At 38.2% G+C, this 26,107-nt stretch carries 19 protein-coding genes and 2 tRNA genes; 7 read left to right on the top strand and 14 right to left on the bottom strand.

Features of this window, described 5'->3' with window-relative positions; genetic code table 11:
* Positions 1-109: 109 nt before the first annotated feature.
* The gene (locus ACOQO1_RS00790; RefSeq protein ID WP_420600965.1) at positions 110-2,662 is read right to left on the bottom strand and encodes an ATP-dependent Clp protease ATP-binding subunit; all 2,553 of its coding nucleotides are present in this window, start codon (positions 2,660-2,662) and stop codon (positions 110-112) included.
* A 261-nt stretch (positions 2,663-2,923) separates the two neighbouring features.
* Between ACOQO1_RS00790 and gyrA the strand changes: the two genes are divergently transcribed.
* Positions 2,924-5,455: a DNA gyrase subunit A gene (gene gyrA, locus ACOQO1_RS00785; RefSeq protein ID WP_420600964.1), complete on the top strand. Its 2,532-nt coding sequence runs from the start codon at positions 2,924-2,926 to the stop codon at positions 5,453-5,455.
* A gap of 28 nt (positions 5,456-5,483) precedes the next feature.
* A complete protein-coding gene (locus tag ACOQO1_RS00780; protein WP_420600963.1) occupies positions 5,484-6,746 on the top strand; it encodes a tetratricopeptide repeat protein in 1,263 nt (420 codons plus the stop codon).
* Between the two features lie 54 nt (positions 6,747-6,800).
* Here ACOQO1_RS00780 and ACOQO1_RS00775 read toward each other — a convergent pair whose 3' ends face one another.
* Together ACOQO1_RS00775 and ACOQO1_RS00770 are read right to left on the bottom strand one after the other, a co-directional pair.
* Entirely contained in the window at positions 6,801-7,553 is a 753-nt protein-coding gene (locus ACOQO1_RS00775) for an NlpC/P60 family protein (protein WP_420600962.1), read from the bottom strand.
* A gap of 21 nt (positions 7,554-7,574) precedes the next feature.
* Positions 7,575-8,750 (bottom strand): acetyl-CoA C-acyltransferase, encoded by a 1,176-nt coding sequence (locus ACOQO1_RS00770; RefSeq protein WP_420600961.1) that lies wholly within the window; start codon positions 8,748-8,750, stop codon positions 7,575-7,577.
* Between the two features lie 113 nt (positions 8,751-8,863).
* Here ACOQO1_RS00770 and ACOQO1_RS00765 point away from each other — a divergent pair, with 113 nt between their 5' ends.
* From ACOQO1_RS00765 to ACOQO1_RS00750, 4 genes are all read left to right on the top strand, one after another.
* Positions 8,864-10,900, top strand: coding sequence for an HD family phosphohydrolase (locus ACOQO1_RS00765; protein ID WP_420600960.1), 2,037 nt, complete (start codon positions 8,864-8,866; stop codon positions 10,898-10,900).
* Positions 10,901-11,012: 112 nt separating this feature from the next.
* Positions 11,013-11,096 (top strand) — tRNA-Ser (locus ACOQO1_RS00760).
* A gap of 27 nt (positions 11,097-11,123) precedes the next feature.
* Positions 11,124-11,198, top strand: a tRNA-Pro gene (locus ACOQO1_RS00755).
* A gap of 223 nt (positions 11,199-11,421) precedes the next feature.
* Entirely contained in the window at positions 11,422-12,654 is a 1,233-nt protein-coding gene (locus ACOQO1_RS00750) for a site-specific integrase (RefSeq protein WP_420600959.1), read from the top strand.
* Between the two features lie 189 nt (positions 12,655-12,843).
* Here the strand turns inward: ACOQO1_RS00750 and ACOQO1_RS00745 are convergent, their stop codons facing one another.
* The 11 genes from ACOQO1_RS00745 to ACOQO1_RS00695 all read right to left on the bottom strand — a co-directional run bounded on the left by ACOQO1_RS00745 (position 12,844) and on the right by ACOQO1_RS00695 (position 25,184).
* On the bottom strand, positions 12,844-13,212 hold the full coding sequence (locus ACOQO1_RS00745; protein ID WP_420600958.1) for a hypothetical protein: 369 nt from the start codon (positions 13,210-13,212) through the stop codon (positions 12,844-12,846).
* 162 nt (positions 13,213-13,374) lie between these two features.
* On the bottom strand, positions 13,375-15,243 hold the full coding sequence (locus ACOQO1_RS00740; RefSeq protein ID WP_420600957.1) for a hypothetical protein: 1,869 nt from the start codon (positions 15,241-15,243) through the stop codon (positions 13,375-13,377).
* A 94-nt stretch (positions 15,244-15,337) separates the two neighbouring features.
* A complete protein-coding gene (locus ACOQO1_RS00735; protein WP_420600956.1) occupies positions 15,338-16,159 on the bottom strand; it encodes a DUF4238 domain-containing protein in 822 nt (273 codons plus the stop codon).
* 36 nt (positions 16,160-16,195) lie between these two features.
* The gene (locus ACOQO1_RS00730) at positions 16,196-18,001 is read right to left on the bottom strand and encodes a UvrD-helicase domain-containing protein (protein ID WP_420600955.1); all 1,806 of its coding nucleotides are present in this window, start codon (positions 17,999-18,001) and stop codon (positions 16,196-16,198) included.
* A 2-nt stretch (positions 18,002-18,003) separates the two neighbouring features.
* Positions 18,004-20,133 carry an ATP-dependent nuclease gene (locus ACOQO1_RS00725; protein ID WP_420600954.1) on the bottom strand — a complete coding sequence of 710 codons (2,130 nt, stop codon included), beginning with the start codon at positions 20,131-20,133 and terminating at the stop codon, positions 18,004-18,006.
* Between the two features lie 173 nt (positions 20,134-20,306).
* Positions 20,307-21,887, bottom strand: a complete 1,581-nt coding sequence (locus tag ACOQO1_RS00720) for a type IV secretory system conjugative DNA transfer family protein (protein ID WP_420600953.1) — start codon at positions 21,885-21,887, stop codon at positions 20,307-20,309.
* Positions 21,888-21,902: 15 nt separating this feature from the next.
* Positions 21,903-22,982 (bottom strand): MobB family relaxase, encoded by a 1,080-nt coding sequence (gene mobB, locus ACOQO1_RS00715; protein ID WP_420600952.1) that lies wholly within the window; start codon positions 22,980-22,982, stop codon positions 21,903-21,905.
* Positions 22,982-23,566 carry a BfmA/BtgA family mobilization protein gene (locus ACOQO1_RS00710; protein ID WP_420600951.1) on the bottom strand — a complete coding sequence of 195 codons (585 nt, stop codon included), beginning with the start codon at positions 23,564-23,566 and terminating at the stop codon, positions 22,982-22,984. The genes mobB and ACOQO1_RS00710 overlap by 1 nt, the downstream gene beginning before the upstream one ends.
* A gap of 368 nt (positions 23,567-23,934) precedes the next feature.
* Positions 23,935-24,132: a hypothetical protein gene (locus ACOQO1_RS00705; protein ID WP_010519679.1), complete on the bottom strand. Its 198-nt coding sequence runs from the start codon at positions 24,130-24,132 to the stop codon at positions 23,935-23,937.
* Between the two features lie 10 nt (positions 24,133-24,142).
* A complete protein-coding gene (locus ACOQO1_RS00700; protein WP_249969306.1) occupies positions 24,143-24,592 on the bottom strand; it encodes a JAB domain-containing protein in 450 nt (149 codons plus the stop codon).
* Positions 24,593-24,680: 88 nt separating this feature from the next.
* Positions 24,681-25,184 carry a single-stranded DNA-binding protein gene (locus ACOQO1_RS00695; protein WP_420600950.1) on the bottom strand — a complete coding sequence of 168 codons (504 nt, stop codon included), beginning with the start codon at positions 25,182-25,184 and terminating at the stop codon, positions 24,681-24,683.
* Positions 25,185-25,642: 458 nt separating this feature from the next.
* Here ACOQO1_RS00695 and ACOQO1_RS00690 point away from each other — a divergent pair, with 458 nt between their 5' ends.
* Positions 25,643-26,065 carry an HYC_CC_PP family protein gene (locus ACOQO1_RS00690; protein WP_249969304.1) on the top strand — a complete coding sequence of 141 codons (423 nt, stop codon included), beginning with the start codon at positions 25,643-25,645 and terminating at the stop codon, positions 26,063-26,065.
* The last annotated feature ends 42 nt before the right edge of the window (positions 26,066-26,107 follow it).

The raw sequence follows: 26,107 nt of genomic DNA, 5'->3' as shown, positions 1-26,107 counted from the left end.
GAAAGGCGGAAAAATAATAGATTAAAAGCTTAAATATCGTTTGTACGGTAAAACCAAGGCAAAAAAAAGCCGGCAACCGCCGGCTCTATTAAATATGGTTCTATCAATTTTAGTCTGCCTTGGGCGACTTTTCCGATTTTTTGATTTTTATAGTGAGTTCTTCTTTTTTGGCATCCAAGTCCATAAAGATACTGTCTCCCTCATCCAATTTGGAATTGACTATTTCCTCAGCAAGAGCATCTTCAATGTATTTCTGAATTGCTCTTTTTAAAGGTCTTGCACCATATTGCTTGTCAAACCCTTTATCAGCAATATAATCCTTGGCCTTTTTGGAAAGGCTGAGGTCATATCCAATGTCCTTGATTCTTTTAAAGAGCTTGTTCAGCTCTATATCAATAATTTTATGGATATCCTCTCTTTCCAGAGGATTAAAGACGATAACATCGTCTATTCTATTCAAGAATTCTGGAGCGAATGCTTTCTTGAGTGCATTTTCAATCACACTTTTTTGGTGACTGTCCGCTTGTGCTTTCTTGGCAGCAGTACCAAAACCAACACCTTGTCCAAAATCTTTCAACTGTCTGGCCCCAATGTTTGAGGTCATGATGATAATTGTATTTCTAAAGTCGATTTTTCGACCCAAACTATCCGTAAGAAATCCATCATCCAGAACTTGGAGTAACATATTGAACACATCAGGATGTGCTTTTTCCACCTCGTCCAAAAGAATTACGGAGTAGGGTTTACGTCTTACCTTTTCCGTCAATTGTCCACCTTCTTCATAGCCCACGTACCCTGGAGGTGCACCTACCAAACGTGAAATGGCGAATTTTTCCATGTATTCGCTCATATCAATTCTAATAAGGGCATCTTCCGAGTCAAAAAGCTCTTTGGCGAGAATTTTGGCCAACTGTGTCTTTCCTACACCTGTTTGTCCCAAGAAAATAAAGGAACCAATAGGCTTGTTGGGATCTTTGAGTCCTGCACGGTTACGTTGAATGGCCTTGGCCACTTTGGCTACAGCTTCATCCTGCCCGATCACAAAACCTTTGATCAGTTCAGGAAGCTCCGCCAATTTGTTGCTCTCCGTCTGTGCAATTCGATTAACAGGGATTCCACTCATCATGGAAACCACGTCGGCTACGTTATCCTCCGAGACAGTTTCTCTATGCAGTTTGCTCTCTTCTTCCCATCTTTCCTGAGCAGAGGCCAATTCTTTTTCCAAGCGTTTTTCATCATCGCGAAGCTTCGCAGCTTCTTCATACTTCTGCTTTTTTACCACGCTATTTTTAAGCTCGCGAACATCTTCCAACTGATTTTCCAGTTCCAAGATTTGTTTTGGTACGTCCATGTTTACAATATGAACACGAGAACCGGCCTCATCCAAAGCATCTATGGCCTTGTCCGGTAAAAATCGGTCTGTCATGTACCTATTTGTCAATTTGACACAAGCAAGGATGGCATCATCCGTATAATTCACATTATGGTGATCCTCATACTTCCCTTTGATGTTCATCAATATTTCAATAGTTTCCTCAACCGTAGTTGGTTCAACCATTACCTTCTGAAAACGTCTTTCCAATGCACCGTCCTTCTCAATATACTGACGGTATTCGTCCAACGTGGTTGCACCAATACATTGAATTTCGCCTCTAGCCAACGCGGGTTTAAACATATTGGAGGCATCCAAACTTCCCGTGGCGCCACCTGCACCGACTATAGTGTGTATTTCATCAATGAAGAGGATGATATCGTCATTTTTTTCCAACTCATTCATCACCGCCTTCATTCGCTCTTCAAACTGGCCTCTATATTTGGTTCCAGCAACCAAAGAAGCAAGATCAAGCGTGACCACACGTTTATTATAAAGTATTCTGGAAACCTTTTTGTTGATAATTCTGAGTGCTAGACCCTCGGCGATGGCACTTTTACCCACACCGGGCTCTCCAATCAACAAAGGGTTGTTCTTTTTTCTTCTACTAAGTATTTGGGAAACACGCTCTATCTCTTTTTCCCTTCCCACTACAGGATCCAGCTTGTTTTCTTCTGCCAATCTGGTCAAGTCGCGCCCAAAGTTGTCCAACACTGGAGTCTTGGACTTTTTGGTTCCCTTTTGGGAAGAGCTTGAACCAAAAGTACTTTCCTTGGAATCCCCTACATCATCAGGGTCACTAGGGAACGATTCAGCCTGTGGCGTGTCCAAATAATCATCATCGCTGGTAATCATGGATTTGAACTGTTCCTTTACATTATCGTAGTCCACCTTAAGCTTGTGCAATAATTTAGTGGTAGGGTCATTTTCATTTCTAAGTATACAAAGCAGTAAATGTGCTGTATTGATGGAAGAACTCTGAAAAAGCTTTGCTTCCAAAAATGTAGTTTTTAGAGCACGCTCAGCCTGCCTCGTTAGGTGCAGGTTCTTTTTATCTTTTTGGATAGTTCCGGTGTTTGGATTTGCTGGGCTAAGGATTTCGACCTTTCTTCTCAAGTGGTCCAAATCAACGTCCAGGGCATCTAGAATGTTAATGGCTTTACCATTACCATCTCGCAAAAGACCAAGCATTAAGTGTTCCGTTCCAATAAAATCATGCCCTAACCTCAGGGCCTCCTCCTTGCTATATGCTATTACGTCTTTTACTCTTGGGGAAAAATTATCATCCATACGTTTCCTTTTCAGCAATTAAAATTAATAAAAGTATCCTTACCGTAGTCAAATACCGTACCCATATTCGATAAACTAGTAGTAAAAGTCGAAATAAAGTAGACTTTTTACAAGGTTTAACAAAGCTTTATGTTCATTTTGAGGTTAAGAGCAATACTGTTGATAATTTTTTTAATAAAGTCACTGGGAATCGTTTTGAAAGGTGTGATTTTGCGTATATTGGCATGATATTTTAACCACAAAAAACAACAAGATTTTAGCATGGCTGAAGGAGAAAAGTTAATTCCTATCAACATTGAAGATGAGATGAAATCTGCCTACATTGATTATTCAATGTCGGTCATTGTGTCACGTGCCCTGCCAGACGTTAGGGACGGCCTTAAACCAGTGCATAGAAGGGTGCTTTTTGGCATGCACGAACTTGGTGTTAGATCCACCAGTGCGCACAAGAAGTCCGCTCGTATTGTAGGGGAAGTATTGGGTAAATATCACCCGCATGGAGATACCTCGGTTTATGATGCAATGGTACGTATGGCTCAAGAATGGAGTTTGAGGTATATGCTGGTAGATGGGCAAGGAAACTTTGGTTCGGTAGATGGCGATAGCCCTGCGGCAATGCGTTATACCGAAGCAAGAATGCGCAAGATCGCCGATGACATGTTGGCTGATATTGATAAGGATACGGTTGACCATCAATTAAATTTTGATGATTCTTTAAAAGAACCTACGGTTCTCCCCACCCGTGTACCTGCCTTGTTGGTGAACGGAGCTTCAGGTATTGCAGTAGGTATGGCCACTAATATGCCACCACATAATCTTTCTGAGGTAGTGGATGGTACGGTAGCCTATATAGATAATAATGACATTGAGATTGATGAACTGATCACCCATATTAAAGCTCCTGATTTTCCCACGGGAGGGATCATATATGGTTATGATGGGGTAAAAGAAGCTTTCCATACAGGACGAGGTAGGGTAGTTATGCGTGGTAAGGCAACTTTTGAAGAGGTCCAAGGAAGAGAATGCATTATTGTTACTGAGATACCTTATCAGGTCAATAAGGCGGATATGATAAAGAAAACCGCCGACCTTATCAACGACAAGAAGATTGAGGGCATTTCTGCTATTAGGGATGAATCTGATAGAAAGGGAATGCGGATAGTTTATATCCTTAAACGTGATGCTATTCCCAATATAGTGCTCAATATGCTTTATAAGTATACTGCACTTCAGTCTTCCTTTAGTGTCAACAATATTGCCTTGGTGAATGGAAGGCCTCAATTACTCAATCTTAAGGAGATTATTCACTACTTCGTAGAGCACAGGCATGAGGTTGTGGTCCGTAGAACCAAATTTGAGCTTAAAAAGGCTGAGGACCGCGCACATATTTTAGAAGGGCTTATTATCGCTTCGGACAATATTGATGAAGTTATTGCTATTATCAGAGGGTCTTCCAATGTAGAAGAAGCCCGAAATAGTTTGATGGAGCGTTTCAAGCTTACTGAGATTCAAGCGAAGGCCATTGTAGAGATGCGCTTACGTCAGCTTACCGGACTGGAGCAAGACAAATTACGTGAGGAGTATGATGAATTGTTAAAAACCATTGAAGATTTAAAAGATATCCTTGATAAGAAAGAGCGTAGAATGCAGATTATCAAGGACGAACTTGAAGAGGTAAAAGATAAGTACGGCGATGCGCGTAGGTCAGAAATCAACTTTGCCGGTGGAGACCTTAGTATTGAAGATATGATTCCGGACGAGCAGGTTGTTATTACAATTTCTCATGCTGGTTATATCAAAAGAACCCCTTTAACTGAGTACAAAACTCAAAATAGGGGTGGAGTAGGTCAAAAGGCCTCATCCACAAGAAATGAGGATTTCTTGGAACATCTTTTTGTAGGAACCAACCATCAATATATGCTGTTCTTTACCCAAAAAGGAAAATGTTTCTGGATGCGTGTCTATGAAATTCCGGAAGGTAGTAGAACGTCCAAAGGAAGAGCCATCCAAAACTTGATAAATATTGAACAGGAAGATAAGGTCAAGGCGTTTATCTGTACCCAAGACCTTAAGGACGAGGATTATGTGAACAGCCACTACGTTATTATGGCCACCAAAAAGGGAACCGTTAAGAAAACCTCTTTGGAACAATATTCAAGACCAAGACAAAATGGTATCAATGCCATTACAATTAAAGATGAAGATGAGTTGCTAGAAGCTAAGTTAACTACTGGTACAAGTCAGATTTTCCTAGGTCTAAAATCTGGAAAGGCCATTCGTTTTGAAGAAAGCAAGACCAGACCCATGGGAAGAAATGCTTCCGGGGTTCGCGGTATAACTTTGGCCAGTGACAAAGATGAGGTTATTGGAATGGTATCAGTCCATAATTTTGAAGATGATATTTTGGTAGTATCTGAAAACGGTTATGGGAAACGTTCCACTATAGATGATTACAGGGTCACCAATAGAGGAGGTAAAGGAGTTAAAACCATTTCTATTACTGATAAGACGGGTGGTCTTGTAGCCATTAAAAATGTTTCGGATACCGATGACCTTATGATTATTAACAAATCTGGGATTGCCATTCGTATGGGGGTTGAGGACCTACGCGTTATGGGTAGGGCAACCCAAGGTGTTAGGCTTATCAATTTAAAGGATAAGGATTCCATAGCAGCTGTGGCAAAAGTGATGAAAGATGAAAATGCTGTTGAGGAAGCGGATATCCTTGATATTGAGGTTAATGGAGAAGATGGCACAGCAATTGATAAGAGTACTGACGACACTAAAGAATAATATATAAACACTAATAATTAAATTAAAAATGAAAACTAAAATTTTAATACTACTTGCAATCGGGATTTCAACTTTGGGTTTCTCTCAAAAAAATGAAATCAAGGCTGCAGAAAAGGCACTAAAAGTAGGAGATGCAGAGAGTGCAAAGACTTCTTTGGAGGGAGCCGTGTCTTTAATTGATGCTGCTGATGCCAGAGTACAAGCTCAGTATTATGCAGTAAAAGGAAACGTTTATTCCGATTTAGCTAAAAAAGGTGATGCATCAGCTTTTCAAACAGCAATTGATGCCTATAACAAAGTCATTTCTGTAGAAGAGGCAAGTGGAAAGGAAAAGTACACCACCGTTGCAAGGCAAAAATTAGCTCAGATAACTGCTGATTTGGTCAATGCAGCTGTTGAGGATAACAATAATAAAAAGTTTGATGCCGCAGCGGAAAAATTATATATGGGTTATAAGTTGAGCCCAACAGATACGCTCTACTTGTACTATGCTGCTAGTAGTGCTGTAAACGGTCAACATTATGAGAAAGCACTTACCTATTACAATGAGCTTAAAGAAATTGGATATGATGGAAGTGGGGTTAACTATTCTGCAGTAAATATTGAGACAGGAGAAGTAGAGACGATGGATCAGAATACGAGAGATCTTTATGTGAAAGCAGGAACCCATAAGGACCCCACTGATGAGAAAACACCGTCAAAAACTGCTGAAATAGTTAAAAACATAGCGCTTATTTATCAACAACTTGGCGATAATGACAAAGCTTTGGCAGCTTATTCTGATGCCAGATCGGTAGATCCCAATGACGTAAACCTTGTATTGGGAGAAGCTAATTTACATTACGCAATGGGAGACAAAGACAAGTTTAAGAATTTGATGTCGGAAGCGTCGGCAATGGCTCCTGACAATGCAGATTTGCTTTATAACATTGGTGTAATCAATATGGAGCAAGGAAATTTAGAAGAAGCGAGGGATGCATATAGAAAAACTTTGGCAGTAGATCCTGGTTATATCAATGCGCTTTTGAACCTATCAACCACTTATGTGAATGAAGGAAATGGCCTTATTGATGAAATGAATAATTTGGGAAGCTCTAAAAAGGATATTGCCAGATATGATGAGCTAAAACAGCAAAAAGATGATTTGTTCCTAGAAGGGGCTAAAATACTTGAAGAAGCATTAAAATCCAATCCAGATAACCAAGGAGTTTTATCTCAATTGAAGAACATTTATGGTGCTTTGGGAGACACTGATAACTTCATGCGCATCAAAAAATTGTTGGGAGAATAATAATAAGTTTTCCAAAACAATAAAAAAGCCCCAATTTAAATTGGGGCTTTTTTATTACACGATTTTCTTTATGACCCTTAGCTTATGGGTGTACATCTTTTTTTCGGAATTAAAGATACCCGTGTGGTCCAAACGATCTATGCGCACGTGCCCATGGACATGTATAATGTAATTGTCCTTTAAAATAATGCCTACATGGTCAATGATGCCTTCAGTATTATCAAAAAAAGCCAAGTCACCGGGCTCGCTTTCTTCAATAAAACTTAGAGCTTCTCCCTGTTTTGATTGTTGCTCGGCATCTCGCTTTAGCTTATAACCATTTATCTTATAGACCATTTGGGTAAATCCTGAACAGTCTATTCCAAAAGGAGTTTTCCCACCATATAGATATGGAGCTTTTAGATACAACAAAGAGGTGTCCACCAAGTTTGATTTTGGGCTTTGTCCTTTTATCGAATCCCCCTCAAAAGAGTGATTGAGTATTTCAGTTGTAGAAATTACCGAGCCTAAAAGAATGGGAAGTAGCATTTCTCCTTCACCGCAAACATGCGAAACAATATCCGCCGAAAAACTATCATCGGTTGTACCGTTTAATCCCTGGAATATGCTCTCTTCAATCAATGTGATTTGGTTGTTGGCAACCCAACCTTCATAATTGTCATAGCTAACACGGATTCTGCTCCATTTTTTTCTACTTTCCAGAACTTTAAAATACTCGCCATATAATAGCTGGGATACCATTTCGGTGCTATCATCGGGATGTGTTCTAATAGGAACAATACTTAGATGGCAAATACCATATTGCATCTACAAAGGAGCTAGAATGAGTTAATTTCTTTCAAGAACAATTGCCGATGCACCTCCACCGCCATTACAGATAGCCGCGGCACCTAATTTTGAATTATTCTGTTCAAGTACGTTAAGCAGTGTAATGGTAACCCTGGCACCTGAGCAGCCCAAAGGATGGCCCAAAGAAACAGCTCCACCGTTTACATTTACATTGGAATCCTGAAGCCCCAAAAGTTTCATATTGGCCAACCCAACAACGGAAAACGCTTCGTTGAACTCAAAGAAATCAATATCATCTATAGATACTCCTGCTCTGTCCAATGCTTTTGGCAATGCCTTTGCCGGAGCCGTGGTGAACCATTTGGGTTCATGGGCGGCATCGGCATATCCCTTTATTGTTGCTAGAGGGGTTAGGTTCAACTCTTTGGCTTTTTCCTCGCTCATTAATACTACTGCGGCAGCTCCATCATTGATTGTAGAGGCATTTGCGGCCGTAACGGTACCCTCTTTGGTGAATGCAGGTCGTAAAGCAGGAATTTTTTCCATTTTCACGTTTTTATATTCCTCATCCTCACTGACAAGTATGGGTTCACCTCTACGTTGTGGGACTTCTACTGGAACCACTTCGTTGGCAAACTTTCCTGCTTTCCAGGCGGCAGCCGATCTTTTATAAGATTGAATGGCAAAAGCATCTTGGTCCTCCCTACTAAAATCATGTTCAACGGCACAAGCATCAGCACATACACCCATGGCATTTTGATCATACACATCTACCAATCCATCCTTTTGCATCCCATCTACCAATGTGGCAGGGCCAAATTTATGCCCGCTCCGCATATATGCATAATGGGGAATAAGACTCATATTTTCCATGCCCCCAGCAATCATGATTGAATTTTCTCCCAAAGCAATAGATTGGGCCGCTTGCATTATAGCTTTCATTCCAGAGGCACAGACCTTGTTTACTGTTGTGCACGGGACAGAATCAGGTATTCCTGCATATATCGCAGCTTGTCTGGCTGGCGCTTGACCCGTTCCGGCTTGCACAACATTGCCCATTAAAACCTCTTCCACTTGCTCAGGTTTTAAACCTATTTTTTCCAATGCTCCCTTTATGGCAACAGAGCCTAATTTAGGTGCGGGAACACTTGACAATGCGCCCATAAAACTACCAATGGGCGTCCTTGCGGCAGAAACAATAACTACTTTATTCATATATGCTTTTTTACTGATGCGAAAATACTAAAATTAAATGCAAAGCCATTGCGTGTAAAACGGTCTCCGTTGTCTTATTTATATTTTCTATTTTTGATGTTAACAGTAATAGAATGGGAAAAACTCTGGATAATGTCTATAAGAACCAATCACTTGCCTACAAATATTTCCTCTATTTTGTAACAGTCGGACTAATTGTATTTTTCTTTCCAAAAGGAGGAAAGTTCAAATATGAATTTCAAAAAGGAAAGCCATGGCAGTATGAAAATTTGTACGCCCCTATAGATTTTTCCATAAAAAAAACAGCTGATGAGATAGCTGATGAACAAAGGTCGTTGCGAGATAACAAAGCTGACTATTACACCTTTGACGAAACTATTCCCACCAATGTTGAAAAAAGTGTAGAAGAGGAATTAAGAGGACTCTTTACTTCCAATGTATACACCGCTTCCCAGCAAAGAGCAATATTAAGCACTGGTTTAGAAGTGATTGACAGTATTTACGAACTGGGAATTTTTCAGGATTTACCATCATCAAACTCTGTTTTGGTGGTAAAGAACAATGAGGCCAGATCATTAAATACAAACAGTTTTATTGATATTCAAAAGGCAAAACAGAGAGTATCCACTATTCTTGCCGATAAATCAACACCAGCAAGAACAACATTGGAAAACCTTATTGGCCAAACATTGGAGGCCAACATTTTCTTTAATGAAGCTCTAACTGAAAAAGCTTTGGAAGAAGAGCTTTCCAAGGTTTCTTTTACTAGAGGAAATGTTTCAGAAGGTAGGTTGATCATAGCCAAGGGCGAGGTGGTTGAAGCCGAAAATTTTAAGATTCTAAATTCACTTAAAGAAGAATATGAATCAGAATTATGGAGGGGCAATAATTATTATTTTATCCTTTTAGGTTATACCATTTTGGTGGCCTTGGTTTTAATTATGTTGTTTCTGTTCTTAAAAAGATATCGGAACGAGATATTCAAAAACAACAATAAGGTCACTTTCATTTTTGTGAACATTCTGCTTATGGTCTTGGCCACCACACTTATGGTTAAGAACAATGAGAGTTATGTTTATGTAGTTCCGCTTTGTATTCTACCCTTGATTCTTAAAAACTTTTTTGACGCCAGATTAGGGCTTTTTGTTCATGTTCTGACAGTTCTTATTCTTGGATTTGTGGTGCCCAATAGTTTTGAGTATATCTTTTTGCAGATTATTGCCGGAATAGTGACCATATTAACGGCGTCTGAACTGTACAAACGGGCAAATCTCTTTATTTCTGTTGGTCAGATTACGTTGATATACATTATTGGATACTTTGCGTTTCATGCCATTCATGAGGGTAATCTGGAGAATATTGAATGGATACTGTTTGGGATTTTTATTCTTAACGGCCTTCTTACGCTTTTTGCCCAGCCCTTGATCTATATGTATGAAAAAATATTTGGGTTGGTTTCTGATGTTTCATTGTTGGAGCTTTCAGATACCAATTCAAAATTACTAAAGGAATTGTCGGATAAGGCACCTGGTACTTTTCACCATTCCCTTCAAGTGGCCAATTTGGCCGAAGCCGCAGCTAATGAGATAGGGGCCAATGCCATGTTGGTAAGGGTTGGGGCACTGTATCATGATATTGGGAAGATGGACAGACCCACCTATTTTACCGAAAATCAGATTACCAATGTTAACCCACATGATGATTTGCCTCCAAAAGAGAGTGCTAAGATTATTATTGATCATGTAATACACGGAATAGAGATTGCGAGAAAGAACAATCTTCCAGATCGGATAATCGATTTTCTTCGTACTCACCATGGTACTACCTTGGTCTTTTACTTTTACAAAAAGCAACAGGAGTTGGAAGCGGAAGTTGATGATAAGGATTTTAGGTATCCTGGTCCGATTCCATTTTCTAAAGAAACTGCAATCTTGATGATGGCCGATGCCGTTGAAGCCGCTTCAAAAAGTTTAAAGAACCCCACCTTTCTGATCATTGATGAGTTTGTGGAAAAGATTGTAAAGGGGCAGATGCAGGCCAATCAGTTTTTGAATGCCAACATCACTTTAAAAGAAGTTGAAATGGTAAAAAAGGTGTTGAAGCAAAAATTGACCAATATTTACCACTTGCGGGTGGAATACCCTGAGTAATAGGCTGCAAAACTTTTTGGTTTAAAAAAATGAAAAAATAGTTGCGATCTATCGGATGAAAAGGTACATTTGCATCCGCATTTTTAGAGTGCACGTTCATAATAAAATGTTAGGAGAGGTGCCGGAGTGGTAACGGAGCAGATTGCTAATCTGTCAGCGCGTAAGTGCTGCCCGGGTTCGAGTCCCGGTCTCTCCGCTTTTTCTTTTAACATTAGACCATTTTCGGGGTGTAGCGTAGCCCGGTTATCGCGCCTGCTTTGGGAGCAGGAGGTCGCAGGTTCGAATCCTGCCACCCCGACGAAACCATTTTATATGGTATCATGTAATAGCTAACTTTATGATAATCAAGAATTTAATTTTTTTTGATTTCATTTGGTTAGCTATTTTTTTGTTTAAAAAGTGACCTATTCGGTTACCTATTCGGTTACCTATTTTTTTGTAACTTCTTAGTGAGAGCAAGGCTTTCGACGTGATTTAACTTTCGTTAATGGAATTTATTCGGTTACCTAAAACGAAAGAACATGAAAACTTCAAAAACATTCACTATTCTCTTTTGGCAAAACCTTGCCAAAAAGAAAGGCGATAGCGCACCACTTTATGCCAGAATTACCGTAGATGGAAAAAGGGCAGAAATGAGTTTGGGAATATTATTTCCAATGGATGCGTGGAACGGAAAAATGAACCGCGCCAATGGCAAGACCAGAGAGGCCCGTATCTTAAATGAAGATTTGGATGGCATCTACACAGATCTTACCGATTGTTACAAGCAATTAAAAAAGGAAGGAAGGTTTGTTACCGCTCAAGCGGTTAAAGCAAGGTATCTAGGAACGGACCACAGTAACGAAACCTTGTTGGGACTATCCAAGTACCATTTTGATAAGAACAGGTTTAAATTGGCTCCAGGGACCTTAAAAAACTATAGTACCACTGAAACCTATTTGCAGAATTTTTTAATCAAAAAATTTAAGGCCACCGACATACCTCTGGAATATATCCAGTATAGTTTTGTGGTCGATTTTGAATTATACTTGCGAAACCCTAAAAACCACTTGAGTAGGGCACAACCCCTTAAAAACAATGGGATAATGAAGCATATTGAGCGTCTCAATAAGCTTATGGGATTTGCTGAAAAGTTAGGATGGATTGCAAAACATCCTTTTGAAAAATACCAATTGAGCTATACCAAATTCAAAAATGGGTTCTTGACCAAGAAACAATTGGATTCTTTTGAAACCATAGAATTAAAGAATCTAAAACTTGCCCGTGTCAGGGATGTGTTTATCTTCTGTTGCTATACAGGGTTATCCTATATAGATGTAAAGATGCTTACAAGTCAAAACCTGGTAATGGGAATTGATGGCAATATGTGGTTATCCTTATACCGAGAAAAAAGTGATGAACCTGTAAAAATCCCTCTTTTGGATAGGGCAAAAATGCTTTTGAACAAGTATAAAGGTTTTGAGGATTCGGAACGGTTACTGCCCGTTTGCTCTAATCAAAAAATGAATAACTATTTGAAAGAGATTGCTTCTCTCTGTGAAATTGATATCAAGGTAACCTGTCATATCGCTAGACATACATTTGCAACAACGGTGACTCTTTCTAATGGAGTGCCCATTGCAACGGTATCCAAACTATTGGGACACGCTAAGCTTTCTACCACACAGATTTACGCCAATGTGGTGGAAAAGAAGTTAAGAGATGATATGAGCAAGCTACAGGAGGTAATAAACGGCAATAGGGAAATTGCATGATAAGCTTAAATACTTTGCGGATAATTAAAAAATCTTTCAGAAAGCCTGTTAAAGGAGGTTTGAGGAAAATTGAGGTGATTATTCAAGTGTAGTTTTATTTTGAAGGTTAAATCATGTCTAAAGAAGACTATTGTTATAATGAAACTCAACGATAGTCTTTTTTATTCTAAAAAGATTAGGCAATTGAACTTAACTATTTTCTATTCTTCTAATTGGAGATGTCTCAGGGTTGTTGGCAATGTTTTTATGACATCCGATAACCTCCATTTCTACTTCGTATTCGCATAATACTTTGCCAAACTCTTTAAAGATTACTGTATAATATGCTGATACATTACTTTCCTTATGACAGATGATATCTTTATCTTCTAAAGCCATGTTCCACCAGTCATGACCATGTACTTTTTCACAAAGTTCCTTTAGTAAAAATTCATAAAGAACTTCTCTATATGTATCTGCATAGGTTTCGTTACCTCTTTTCCCTTTTGGCTTTCCTTTTTTGAAGTAATCAACTTTGAAAAGGTAGTTCGAGGGCTCAAATAGTTTGCCATTTATCATTTTAAAGCTTTTAAAGGACTAAATTATAAATTGATTAATAATTGAAAAAAAACTATACCCTGTCGAATTGCACTTTTTATTATTCGACAGCTTATCGAATAAATAGAAACATCATTTCTTTGCGATAATGTAAAATGACCGATTACAACTCTCCTTTAATTTCTAGCTTATTCTTATATCATCTTCAATTTTTAGCAAGATGAGCACAATCACCTTCAAGAGGAGGTAGTAGTCTTGTTTTTGCTTATCTTCAGATAATGTGTTAGTTCCATGGAGGTATCTATTCCTCAAATCATAGCCATTTGTGCATTCTCTTTTATTGAGGTAATAGTTTAAATATCTTTTTTCTTCTTTTGTGAATAATGTATTTTCAAAAAACAAATTCCCTTCTTGTATCATTTCATCTAATTTCTCTCGGATGAATCTGGGATAATGCCAGTAGTTTATCATTTCATTTCGATTCAGTTCCCTTATGATGTATATTAAGGCAATGCTTTCAATTACAACATTCTTGCTCTCATCAATACTCAAATAACCATCTCGAATCAAATTTTGTATGATGTCTTTTTGGAAATTTGCAAAATCATCTAGAAGGACTTTTTCTTTGGTCAATAAATCAAATAGGTTGTTGTATTTGCTCTTGTATTTATCTGTGTAGAACAGATGGCTCTGATCCGAGAAGAATAAGTGCTTCAGTTGTAAAATCAGATTGTCCTCAGAATACACGTACTTTTTATTGGATTGACTTTTAATTTGTTCTAATGCAATAGGCTTGGAGCTTTCCTGTATCAACTCTAGATCAATGGTACCATCTTCGGCCAAATTCTGGTATTGTCGTAGCAAAAAATCCAAGTCTGGCAGAACCGTTCGTATACGTTCTAAATAGGAAGCTTCTGAATCCCTTATTTTAAAAACGAATTCACATGTATCAATTAGATTGTTTAGGTGTATTATGAATGAATTTATCAAATCTTCTACTTTACGGTCCTTGGTTTCCAAGTAGGCATTGAGAATATGCAATTGAAGAAATGAGAGATATTCCTTTCGTGAGAATACTTCCCCCTTCGCATATTCATTTTTTGATTTTAAAGAGATTCGTTCAAAAACATTCAGTTCACTTCTTTTACTGACCAAGGTAATCACAGAAGTCTCGTCAAGGTATCTAAATAGGTGCCTGAACATACTAAACAATTCAATATCATCTTCAATGCTGTCCAAGAACTTCGTGCTATAAATGGCCTCGAATAAGTCATGTTCGCGGTTAAATTTTACTGGCTCCTCTTGGTCTTCACGAAGTCCGACTTGAACGCGTTCACTCCAGGCATGGCCCTTCTCGAATATTTCATTGTTTATTTCTTGGGATCGTTTCTTGGCCTTCAACCTGGTTTTTCCCGATAATCTCAATTTATCGGAATCTTTAGAGTTTTCAACCAATCTAATGTAATTTAGATTGGCTTGCTCGTGGTCAAGATAGTCGCTAATAATAGCTTCTTTGTCCTTGAGATTCAAACTCTTTGGGAAATGGTAGGACGAACGTTCCTTATCCGATTTTTTCTCCTCGAATTGTGTCAACAAGATTTCGGCTGACTCTTCATAGGTCAATAGAAAGTCTTTGATAACCTTATCGAATTTGTAGACAATATTTTTTTGAGGAAGAATGAAGTCAATATGTCGTGGATGTTTAGATAGGACTTTACTTAAACCAATATCTGAGATGTTTTCATAGCATCTAAATTGGTTAATAAGTTCCCAAAAATTTTTACGGTATTGGTATTCAAGACCTGATAGGGTTTCTTCAATGTTTTTATCATTGATTTTGACAAGTCGTCTTTTTAGTAAATTCCAATTGTTTTTCAGGATTTTATTGTAAGATTCCTTGTCATTCTCACTCCATTTAGCCAAGAAAAGATTATTGTCAAAATGTAATTGGATATTGTAGATTTCCAAAAGATCATTAATTGAAAACTCCTTATCAGACCTGTAATTGTCTAGGATTTTCTCCGCTTTTATCAGTGAATGGTTTGATGCCATATCTCCTTTTGAATAAAATACAATTCTGTCTACCACTTAATCAACTGCTTTTGTTTCTAAAAGAATTCTAACGGGCTAAAGTGCTATGTGTTTGTTAAATGTCGCCCACTCCTAAGGCGAATAACTGTTTATAATGATGCGTCTTTATAAGACTATTAAATTCTTTAATTTCTATGTTATTCAAATGCCTAATTCCTTCATTTTCTTCGCTTAAATAAAGGGCCAATTTTGGTGTTAACGGATAATAAAGCTCAAATTCTTCTGGCGTTTCATTCAAATCGATTGTTCCTTTCGTATTAATTATAGGTTGGTCCGCTGTAATCAGATTTAAATCCCCGGATACTTTAAGAAATTCTATTTTTCCTCTTGAGAATAACCAATTACCGATTACTACAATAAAAATTAAGTGCATGATATTCGATAATCTATTCATATCAAGACTATAGTTTGATAATATACCCCCTAAAGTCAAATTTTCCCTCATTTTTCGTGTTCTGGTATATTGGGCACCGATATAATTGCAGAAGTCTCTTTTATGGTTTTGATTGTTTAAGAATAAAGTGTTTTCTAGGTATAGATTATTAAGGAATTTAATTCCTTTCTTTTCAAGATTAGTATGAAATTCTTCGATTCCATTTTTTCTGGTAATTTCAAACTTGGTTGTCCATTTATAGAAATTAAACAATTCTAAAAGAGGCCCTTGAAGAGATGGTTCCAAATTTTTCATAATGTTTAGAACAAAATTTTCTTCTTCTTCTTTTAGTTGTACGGATTCATAAAATAACTTTTCAACTGCTACATTTTTAAGTGATGTATTGAAAACATCATCATTTCTTTTACAACATATTTTACTATCAATTGACCAAGGTTTTAAATAGTGTCGCCAAACATAATGTTGATTTTTTTTAATGCTCATTTGGACTATTGAAAAACCTAATTTTGAATTGTTGTATTAACCATTAAAATTTACAGAATCGTACGAATATGTTCTCGCTCTTAAAACTTGAGTAGTAGCATATTGACTGCCACCCCTTGTTGTTCTCCCGCGTTCAGAAATTATGTGCAAATTTTTTCTCGCCCTAGATGAAAGTACATATAGTAGGCGTTTTGCAGAGATATCTCCACCATCATCAAACCAATGAGGGACGTATCCTTGAAGTATTCCAAAAGCAATAACCGTATCATATTCTGCTCCTTTGACTCCATGTATTGACGAGATTGTTATACCTTCTCTCTGTTTGAATACTTTTTTGAAGCTTTCAATATTTTCTATAGAGTCATTGCCCTCAGATTTTATTCTATCAATTCTCTTTCTAGAACTTTCAAAAAATGAGTCAAAACTACTTTTTAATGTTTGGTATACATCAAGTTCAACACCAACCGCCTCTAGGAACTTGACAAAGAATTGCTCTAGGTACATTAATCCATCTATTTCATCAAGCTCAATTGCATTACATATTTTCAGGATTTGCTTGCTGTTTAATGCAGAGGTATTAAACCCTGAAGATTCTAAATCATCAATTACCTCGTTTGCCCATCTTAACCTTCGAACAAACATGTCAGGAGATGGCTCAGTCAGTACAATTCTTGAGAGCTTGTACCAAAAGTTGTCTAAGTCCCTTGAGAAAGGAGCCATTCCGGGTCCGTTAAAACTATAGTCGGGCATAGCGATAATGAGGCTTCGAGTGATAGGTGCAAGATGAACCCACTGCGGAGCAACTATACAAATCTCATTAGGGTGTACGCTTCTTACATCGATATTGTATTGCAAAAGTCTTACAATTTCGGTAACCAGGTCTGCGACATTCGTTGCTTCATCATGCGTAATGATACTTTCATAGTCTATATTATTACTTGAAGGAATAATAGTATTAGCATAGGTTTTGAATACATCAAAATATTCAACAATATTCCGTGATGAGCGATAATTATTTTCTAAATGGTGCAACTCAAATGAAATCCCTGAGATTGCATTTAAGTTTTCAAGCGAAATTGGATAACCTCCCAAATTGCTATAGATACACTGATTTGGGTCGCCAACGATAAAGCCAATAGTTTTTCCTTTTCCTGCTTTATAAATCTTTCCAATAATATGGTACTGAATATCCTTGGTATCTTGATATTCATCTACCAAAATATGGATAAAGAGATTTGAAAGAGTTTCTGAAATAATTGGATGTTTTACAAGAAGTTCATAGGAGTAACTCAAGATTTGTTCATAATTAACAGCATGATTATCTCTGAGGTAAGCAAAATAGTCCTCAAGTACTCTATCAACGTACTGTTTCTTACTTCCAGCAGCAATTTCAGTTTGAATACCATTTATGGTTGCATAGTGTCCACAATCCCAAGAGGTAACCCTTTGTTTTTTGTAAGGCTCACAAAAAGATACTAGAAGCTCTTCTGATTCATGTGCACTAATTATTCTGAACCCAAATTTTAAATCTTCCAGTAACGAAAAATATGGTTTCAAAATCCACTCATTACAAAAGGCATGAATAGTACCAATCCATAGCTGAGTAGTATCGACTCCTAACAGTTGAACACGTTCCTTTATTTCTTCGGCTGCTATATTGGTGTAGGTAATTGCAATTACGAACTTGCGAGCATCATCGAGTTTGCTTAACTCATATGCTACCTTGTAAGTGAGGGTTCTCGTCTTACCGCTTCCTGGGCACGCGACCAAAAGAATATTTGCCTCATTCTTGACAACAGCCGTTTGCTTTTCATTCAGTTCATCCTCAGTCCAAACAAACATAACTAGATAGCTTTGAGGAAGTTTAGGGCTGCATCATCTTCGTAGTCTCCTTCTAATGTATCAAGAAGGTCGGTCAAATTAGCTTCATTGATCAAAAATGATTCCAAAACAGCTTTGGTTCTATCGAAATTAAGGGACTCATCATCCTTAATGTTCTTCCCTATTCTATATTTAATAATGTCAGAGATTACAGTCTTTGCTAACCTTGGGATTGCGAAATTTAAAGCATCAGCAATATAATCTGGGATGTAAGTTTTATAGTCAACATATTTTCCAAGCAAAATTGCAAACCATCCTTTTCCCTTATTTTTAGCCATTGTCAAAATCCTTTTCCCTGCAACTGCAACATCACCAGAATCAAGCTCTTCTTTTGCGAGTTTTATGGTTAGTTTATCCTCATATACCTCAAGTAGAGTCTTACCAACCTCGAATTGATTACCCGCCATCAAAAAATCTACTTCGAAGGTATGGTCTGCATAAAAAACATCTAGCCAATCATTTTCCCTTACAAACTCATCAAGTTTAGCTTTTCTCTCAGCACCCTTAATTTCAGAATTCTTGCACTTGCTTTTAAATTTTTCTAAAGTCTCACCATCCCCTTCTTGTGGTGTGTAATCAATAATTGAAGCATCAAGGTCTGTAATAATCGCGCACTTTCTCTGAATTCTGGCGCTATGGAATATTTCTGCTATGTTTTCAAAACCTGTGCTGCGTACATTGATGATGCTGACGCCGAGCTCATCAAGACTCACACCGAGAACATTTTTTATGAGCAACGGCACGAGTAACTCCTCTGCATCCCCTTCAACTAACATTACTCCCTTTGCAAACAACAGATTCGTTCTAATAGCATCAAGATATCGCTCAAGCTTTTCAACCTTATCGTCATTAAGTCCTCGTGCGGGCTGAAAAGAAACGGCGTGGTTTCTTCTCTTGCTCAAGACATTAATGTTTGAAAGGTTGCTAACCTCAGAAATTTGATTTGAATGGGTAGAATAAATTATTTGTGTATCTCCATAATCCAGCTTATCAAATAAGGTTTTTTGAATATGAGTATGGATGTGCGCTTCAGGTTCTTCAATTAATAAGAAATTGGCAAATGTCTCTCTTGCTTTTTGATAGTTAAACTCCAACAGTTTTAACGTTAGGTAAATGAGGTTTGCTCCGCCCAAACTAAGTTCATGAACTGCCCCCTCATAATCTTCATCTGGCTCTCCTATAAACAGCTTTAATGACTGAAGTAATTTGTTGGCTTCGTCTGATAAATTTGATTTGATAGTAAGTGACGAAGGAGAGTAAGTTTCGCCTACAGTTGATTTGATAGTTTCTTTGATGTTTTTTGAAACGTCTAGGACATCTGGCAACTGTTCAATAGACTCATTCAGTTCTTTGACTGTATCTGATATTGAAGCGTAGTCTTCCTCATCTATATCCTCACTTTTCATCTTCAGCAGACTTAACAGTGGATTTGTTCGGGTATTGTGAAAATCGGATACTACGTCCCTTAATGCTTGAATGAAAGTGAACGAAACTTCTTTTGAGATTGATAGTTGATGAGGAACTCTCACTCCAACTTTTGAAGCATCGTCTGGAAAGGTAAATTGGACTGCATCAAAATCACCAACAACCTCTTGGTATATATTCTCATCATTAAAATCAACACTACTCTTTCCTGTAAAGTAAGTTTCGTAGTCATCAATAGAAATTTCACTGAGAATGGCATTCATGCCCTCGGTATCTCCTCTCTCTAATTGAGATAGCCTTAATCGTATATCTGCTTTTGGGCGGAAGAAGAGATTATATGTTGCTCTATCGACGGTACTATCCTCAACATTACCAACCCCATGCACAAAAAGAGATTGGACAGCCTCGTCTGGTGATAAGTCAGCAAACTCGACACTAATAATAATCCAATGACCTTTCCAATCACCGAGATGCCTATTGAAATCACCCTCATTGAGCTTATATGACATTCTCAACATATTATCATCTAGGAGAAGTCTAATCGCTCTAAATAGGTTAGTTTTTCCCGACCCATTTTCTCCAATTATCGTGTTAATGCCTTTTTTGAACTCAAACAGCGTGTTTTTGAAGTTCCTGAAGTTAATTAGGGTTACTTTGGATATGTACATTTATTTATTTTTATTCCTTCTTACTGTGTATTTCAACAATATCATGTACGTTAATATTAATGGTGAAAATATAGTATGGGAGAGACAAGTAAGTTATGGTTTTTTACCCAAACATAATTACACAAAAACCTTAAAAAAACTAAGGTTTTTGTGTAATTAGCAAGAATCTTCTGTTATTTAAAAATAGAAGCTGCCTCCCTATGAATCCTTTCAAAATTTGATTTTAATTCATCCACATCTATAGTCATGGGCTTCGGCAATTCCCTTTTAATTTGCGGCATTTTAAACCGCACTTTTTTGTCCTTTCCATCAAAGAAAACCACAAACTCCCCTTGTTGCAACCCATAAAAAGCATCGGCACGCCTTTTGGCAACTTCCTTTTCCCCTTGGGTCACTCTAGTATCAAAATTTAGGGAATACCCTTTGCTTACACTGCGCGTTTCCTTCTTTACAATCTCAAAAAAACGTTCGTAGTATTTGGCGGTGTCGGGGTCATTGGCCTTTCCAAAAAATTGGTAAGATAGGTTGCTTAGAATGGCCTTGCTTGCCTTATCTCCGTACATCATATCATTTTGGATTTTGTCCTGTAAGACATAGATAGTTGCAATGTCATAACTCCTTAACGTAGCAGGAATACGATGCATGTTCAGTAGGCGCAAGGTTGCCGCTTCTTCCATCAAAAGAAAGGAAGACAATCGATTTCGTTCGCTCATTTGCTTGGTAATGGAATGGATTATGGTGGCAATAACGGGAGATAATGACGTTTCTTTTTTCGGGTCATTGACCACTGAGATCACAGCAGGATGATCAGGATTGTTCACATCCAAGGGCACTTCATCCGCGGACAACACCATAAATATTTTTTGTGTACTTATCTTTTTAAAAGCATTGGCCAAAGTACTTTTCACCCCTGCGGTCTGCCTGTCGGAATCCACACCGCTGATAAAGGCATCGGCCATGGCTTTTGAGGTGGTATTGGCACTTAAAAACTCCGTTAGTTCTTCCGTAGTCAAGTGTTGGTACAAGGCAATCATATGGGGAATGGTACAATAATCGGGATAGTCCACTTTCAATCTCCAGATCAATCCGCCTATCAATCCTTCTACGGCATCATTGAAAAATTTGGAGGTTCCCGTGCTTCCACTTTCTTTAAGTTCCAATAGGTTTTCCAAAAGGACGCGGGAGATTTCGTGTACGCTTTCCTCATCAGGAATGTATTTGGGAGCAATGGGATTGACCCTATTGTAAATGGGGTCAAAGGAGATGATATAGAACTCCTTGTCGGTTTCCTTAAAGATGGGATAGGCCATTTCCGTGATCTCAAAGTTTTTATAATCATGCATTACCCCACAAAACCCATAAGCGGCCAAATGTCCAAATAAATTGTAGACAATACTTTCCGTTTTACCACTTCCTGCCGACCCGATAATGGAGATACCACGGCGGATATTGTCGAGGATCAAACGGTATCCTTTGGTCAGTAAAACTGCCCTGTATTTTTCATTGGTATGGTTGGTAGTTTCTTCCTTGGCCACAAATACATATAAGATGATGGCAATAAATAAGAGGGGAGTCAAACCATATAAAATGAACTTTAAAAATACAACTGTTGGTAGGATATAGTAAGCTATACCTGTTAGTAGCATTAGCAATACCAGCGTGAGGTAAAAGCCGTATCTCAGATAACGAATCAGCAAAAATTCCATGGCGATACCCATGAATAAAGTTAGCAGCAATACCATTGAATTTTCCATATTATTCTATTTAAATTAAACACCTATCGACCCCGATTCCATCGCTCTGCCGAGTCCTTTTTTGAGTTTGTTGAAGGCCTTTATAGCCAGTTGCACCTTATTGGTGGGAATGCTGGAAACGGGCAATCCTGCCTTTTGAAATAGCTTTAAGGCCACTCCTTTTTTGTTTGTTGGAATGTTCAACTTGTGCAAGGATTTTAAGGCCAGTTCCCTTTCATTTGTGGGCAACCCTGCTACCATAGTAAAGAACTTTACGGGGTCTTTGCGATACAATTTTTTAGTGCTGTATTGATCTATAAAGCTTCGTTCAAACCCAAAAGTTTTATCAAATCGTTGCTCGGCCGCATCAAAGAATTTGTTGCGGTCAAAACCTTGTTTCTGTTCCTTTCCGTTAAGAATGGTCGTGTTCTTTCGGTGTTGGGAATTAGGGGAAAGGCTATAGGTATTGGTCACATCTTTTCGGCTTACGATGATATGGACATGGGTCTGAAAACCTTCCTTTTTCATCCCTTCCGCGACCAGTTTCCCATTGATTTTATGAGGAGCTTCGGCCATGAGCTTATCAATTTTCTGCTGTAGTTTTTTGACATTTCCATCAAGTTCCCCACGGTTTGCTTTTGCCAAGTCATTTCTGAGTTTTGCTATTTGTTTTCGGTAGGGGGCGTTTTCCTCCACCTTTTTCTCAAACCCTCGAAAGCTGCGTTCGTGTTCAATTTTTGTATAGTACTTGAGGTCATCGACGGTAACTTCTCTATCCCGATAAAAGGAAGCGGCATAATCCTTCATCAGTTCCCGTGTATACTTTCGGAGTAGGGCAGGGTCGTTATTGATATGTTTGAGTTCCTTTGCACTTGGACTGACCACAATGGAATAAAACTTCGGGTCTCTTTTTTTGAGTTTTTTGGTGTTGCCATCGATTTCAGCAATGACGGTTTCAGGGCTTACTTTATTATTGTTTTGGTCAAAGAAATGCTCTTGTAGTTCTGGGTGTTTCCCTTCGTTTTCCTTCTCCAAATAGTTGACATAATCGGTTACACTACTGTTGTAGGTTTGGTGGTTTTTCCCAATTTTTTGTGCAGTTATATTGATGTGCATTACGGACTGTTTTTTAATGTTCTTTTGAATTTTTCAAGCTCCGATGGGGAGAGTTCCAACTTGAAATAGGCTTTGCCAAAGCTGCCCTTGACCAGGGAAACTTTATCCAATACATGGCCATAATCCTGTTTTATTTTCTCCATTTTTTCGGTCAGTCGGTCATAGCGGATCTTGGGAACGGTCAGTTCTATTTCAGTGGGGGAACCCGCTTTTTTTTCGGTTTGTTTTTTTTCTTTTCGGATGGGTTTCTTGCTTTTGACATCCTCCCCAAAAAGCGCAAGTAACATGGCATTGTTGGGCTTGGTCTGGTTGATTTCAATATCTCGGATAATGGCAATGGTGGCCTCATTTCTTTTTATGGATTTGTTGGTTTGCTCTCGATTTTTAAGGATTTCTTGAAGGATACTTTTGGCAAACTTCTGAGAAGGATCAAGCCCATGCCACTCAAAAAAATCCAACATATTGTTCAGGGCTTCGGATTGGGACTTTGCGATTTTCTTGGAGAAGGCGCGAAAGCGTTTGACCACCGAAGCCTTTAGGTTCAATGCCAGATATTCATAATGGTATTTCTTCTTTACACGCATTTTTCAACAAACTTTTTCAATGTTTACAAATAGTAGGCGATGGTTTTCAACAAATCCCTTTAATTCCCATGCTTTTCAAAAACCTCTTAATCCCCTTATTTAAAACCCTTTGCGGAGCAAATGAAACTCGTAGCGTCGCTTTAGCGCGCTACCCTCTTGCTATTCCTTTTCGCCCGCGAACGGTCGAAAATCCATACAAATACCAAGGTATTCGCAGGGGCTTTTTTTTAAGGTAAAACAGGAGATTTTAAGAATGTGGAAAGCGGACTTTTGAAGTATTGTTAGCGGATATTTCTTTTCGCTGTATATCCATCAAAAGAAAAAGGACAGTTTATAAACTGCCCTTTCCAATAGTAAAACTATACTGCTTAAATAATGAATACATAATCGTAGGTATATAGATTACGTTGTGCCTCCTGTTCCAAAAGTGATTGGTAATCAACATTGTTTCTTTTGGCGTATCGTTGTAGGTCTAGACCAAATTTTTGTTCGATATCTTTTTTAGAAACGGTCATTAAATGTTGCTGCGTTTCTTCGTCCAAATTTGTAAAATTCAAATAGATCATTACTCAAATTTTAGATTAGACCTTCATCGGCAAAACTGAAATAGTCGGCATTGGGGGTAATGATGATATGATCCAATACTTTGATGTCCAAAAGGGTTGCAGCATCCTTTATTTTTTTAGTGATTTGTTTATCGGATGCACTTGGCATTAGCGTTCCGCTTGGGTGATTATGGGTCAATATCATTCCCACGGAAAGGCTTTTTAAGGCCACGGCCAGTAATACCCTTATATCCACCAATGTACCCGTGATACTCCCTTTGGAGACCTCAAATATTCCTTTGGCTTTATTACCGTTGTTAAGTAACACCACCTTAAAGGTTTCATGTAGGGCTATGGTGTTTTTGTCCCATTGTTTGTATATGAATTCCGCTGCACTTTGAGAGCTGTTTAGCTTCACCCATTTATCGGATAAGATGCGGTCTTTGTAGCTTATTTTTATTTCATTAATTTGCGTTCTCATTGTATTATCTTAATAGGATTTATAATGAAAAAGAGGGCAAACCTGTGGTTAGTGTGTGCCCTCTTTACTTTTGAAGAAGTACCTAGCGTTAAGCAACTTCCTGATTGGTTTTTGGGGTTCTTTTTCTTGTGCCTCCCTGTGGTTTTTTTCCTTGTTGGGCTCCCGTAGTTTTCCCATTGGCTGAAGTATCATCCATAGAAGGTTTTCCGTTTACTTCATCTGCGGTAACCTCCATTTCATTTAGAGGGGTAGGTTCATTTTTAGATCCCAAGAGTAAGATTTCTGTGGCCACAATTTCGGTCACATAGCATTTAATACCCATTTCATTGGTATAGCTTCGGGAGATTAATTTACCCTCTATGGCCACTTCTTTCCCTTTATGGGTGTACTGTTCTATGATGTCCGCTTTTTTATCCCAGGCGACTACATAGTGCCATTGTGTGGATTGTATTTTTTCCCCTTGTGCATTTCGGTAATACTCATTGGTTGCCATGGAAAAACGGGCCACTTTGTTACCGCTTTCAAGGTTGGTGATTTTTGGCTCATTGCCAATGTTTCCGATCAACTGAACTTTGTTTCTTAATGTACTCATAACTTAAAAATTTAAAATGTTACTATTGATTTTGCCTTTTTCATAAGGCCTTTAAAACTGATTTACTTATTATATCCAGAGCGTTTTCCCTTTTTTGATTTTTTAACTGCTGTATCGCTTCCGTTTTATTGTTTTGGTATGATTTCATTGGATTTATTTTAAATGATTTACTTCCCATAGTGCCGTCGCTGTTACCTTTTTTGATGCTATTCTCGATACAATAGCAAGGCCTTGGAGGGCGTATAAAAAGTGAAGGAAACGAAACGGCTTTATGCCGCAATGCAAGGTTTTGCTATTGTTTTTTTGCCTATCCAAAAAGGGAATGGTGACGGTTAAAAGGAAGTCGATTTAAATGCATTGGAGAAGAGTACTCCTGCAATGGAAGCAGTTACGGCTCAATTAAATAAATGTTATAGTTTATCGTTATATGTTAAAATTGAATACTTTTGTGTTGTTCAATGAAGGACTTGTTTCATAAAATATCGGCCCTTGCACTATCAGCAATTGTGTTGCTGTCCACGATGTCTTTTACAGTGGATATGCACTATTGTGGTGACCACTTAGTTGATTTCAGTTTTTCCGATAGTGCAGCTAGCTGTATGATGAAGGCAGAGATGTCCAAATCATCAACAGAATGTGCGGTGATGGAGATGAAGATGGATTGTTGTACCGATGTTCAAATTGTTTTGGAGGGTCAGGACGATTTAAAGGTATCCTTTGACCAACTCACCTTCGACCAGCAACTCTTCGTTGCCTCTTTCATCTACACCTATATCAACCTTTTTGAAGGATATGATGATACAATAATCCCCTTTAAAGAGTATTCCCCTCCCCCTCTGATACGGGATGTGCAGCTATTGCACCAGACCTTTTTAATTTGATTTTTAGATAACTACAAATGTGCCCGGCGATTTACCGCATTG

It is taken from the genome of Flagellimonas sp. (assembly GCF_965222555.1).
GTDB lineage: Bacteria > Bacteroidota > Bacteroidia > Flavobacteriales > Flavobacteriaceae > Flagellimonas.
Note: the sequence above shows the minus strand (reverse complement) of the source record. Positions and strands in the feature narration are given on the sequence as shown.

Excerpts from the sequence above, each read along its gene's own strand:
- ACOQO1_RS00790 (WP_420600965.1), bottom strand. The coding sequence starts at position 2,662 with ATGGATGATAATTTTTCCCCAAGAGTAAAAGACGTAATAGCATATAGC.
- gyrA (WP_420600964.1), top strand. The coding sequence starts at position 2,924 with ATGGCTGAAGGAGAAAAGTTAATTCCTATCAACATTGAAGATGAGATG.
- ACOQO1_RS00780 (WP_420600963.1), top strand. The coding sequence starts at position 5,484 with ATGAAAACTAAAATTTTAATACTACTTGCAATCGGGATTTCAACTTTG.
- ACOQO1_RS00775 (WP_420600962.1), bottom strand. The coding sequence starts at position 7,553 with ATGCAATATGGTATTTGCCATCTAAGTATTGTTCCTATTAGAACACAT.
- ACOQO1_RS00770 (WP_420600961.1), bottom strand. The coding sequence starts at position 8,750 with ATGAATAAAGTAGTTATTGTTTCTGCCGCAAGGACGCCCATTGGTAGT.
- ACOQO1_RS00765 (WP_420600960.1), top strand. The coding sequence starts at position 8,864 with ATGGGAAAAACTCTGGATAATGTCTATAAGAACCAATCACTTGCCTAC.
- ACOQO1_RS00750 (WP_420600959.1), top strand. The coding sequence starts at position 11,422 with ATGAAAACTTCAAAAACATTCACTATTCTCTTTTGGCAAAACCTTGCC.
- ACOQO1_RS00745 (WP_420600958.1), bottom strand. The coding sequence starts at position 13,212 with ATGATAAATGGCAAACTATTTGAGCCCTCGAACTACCTTTTCAAAGTT.
- ACOQO1_RS00740 (WP_420600957.1), bottom strand. The coding sequence starts at position 15,243 with ATGGCATCAAACCATTCACTGATAAAAGCGGAGAAAATCCTAGACAAT.
- ACOQO1_RS00735 (WP_420600956.1), bottom strand. The coding sequence starts at position 16,159 with ATGAGCATTAAAAAAAATCAACATTATGTTTGGCGACACTATTTAAAA.
- ACOQO1_RS00730 (WP_420600955.1), bottom strand. The coding sequence starts at position 18,001 with ATGTTTGTTTGGACTGAGGATGAACTGAATGAAAAGCAAACGGCTGTT.
- ACOQO1_RS00725 (WP_420600954.1), bottom strand. The coding sequence starts at position 20,133 with ATGTACATATCCAAAGTAACCCTAATTAACTTCAGGAACTTCAAAAAC.
- ACOQO1_RS00720 (WP_420600953.1), bottom strand. The coding sequence starts at position 21,887 with ATGGAAAATTCAATGGTATTGCTGCTAACTTTATTCATGGGTATCGCC.
- mobB (WP_420600952.1), bottom strand. The coding sequence starts at position 22,982 with ATGCACATCAATATAACTGCACAAAAAATTGGGAAAAACCACCAAACC.
- ACOQO1_RS00710 (WP_420600951.1), bottom strand. The coding sequence starts at position 23,566 with ATGCGTGTAAAGAAGAAATACCATTATGAATATCTGGCATTGAACCTA.
- ACOQO1_RS00705 (WP_010519679.1), bottom strand. The coding sequence starts at position 24,132 with ATGATCTATTTGAATTTTACAAATTTGGACGAAGAAACGCAGCAACAT.
- ACOQO1_RS00700 (WP_249969306.1), bottom strand. The coding sequence starts at position 24,592 with ATGAGAACGCAAATTAATGAAATAAAAATAAGCTACAAAGACCGCATC.
- ACOQO1_RS00695 (WP_420600950.1), bottom strand. The coding sequence starts at position 25,184 with ATGAGTACATTAAGAAACAAAGTTCAGTTGATCGGAAACATTGGCAAT.
- ACOQO1_RS00690 (WP_249969304.1), top strand. The coding sequence starts at position 25,643 with ATGAAGGACTTGTTTCATAAAATATCGGCCCTTGCACTATCAGCAATT.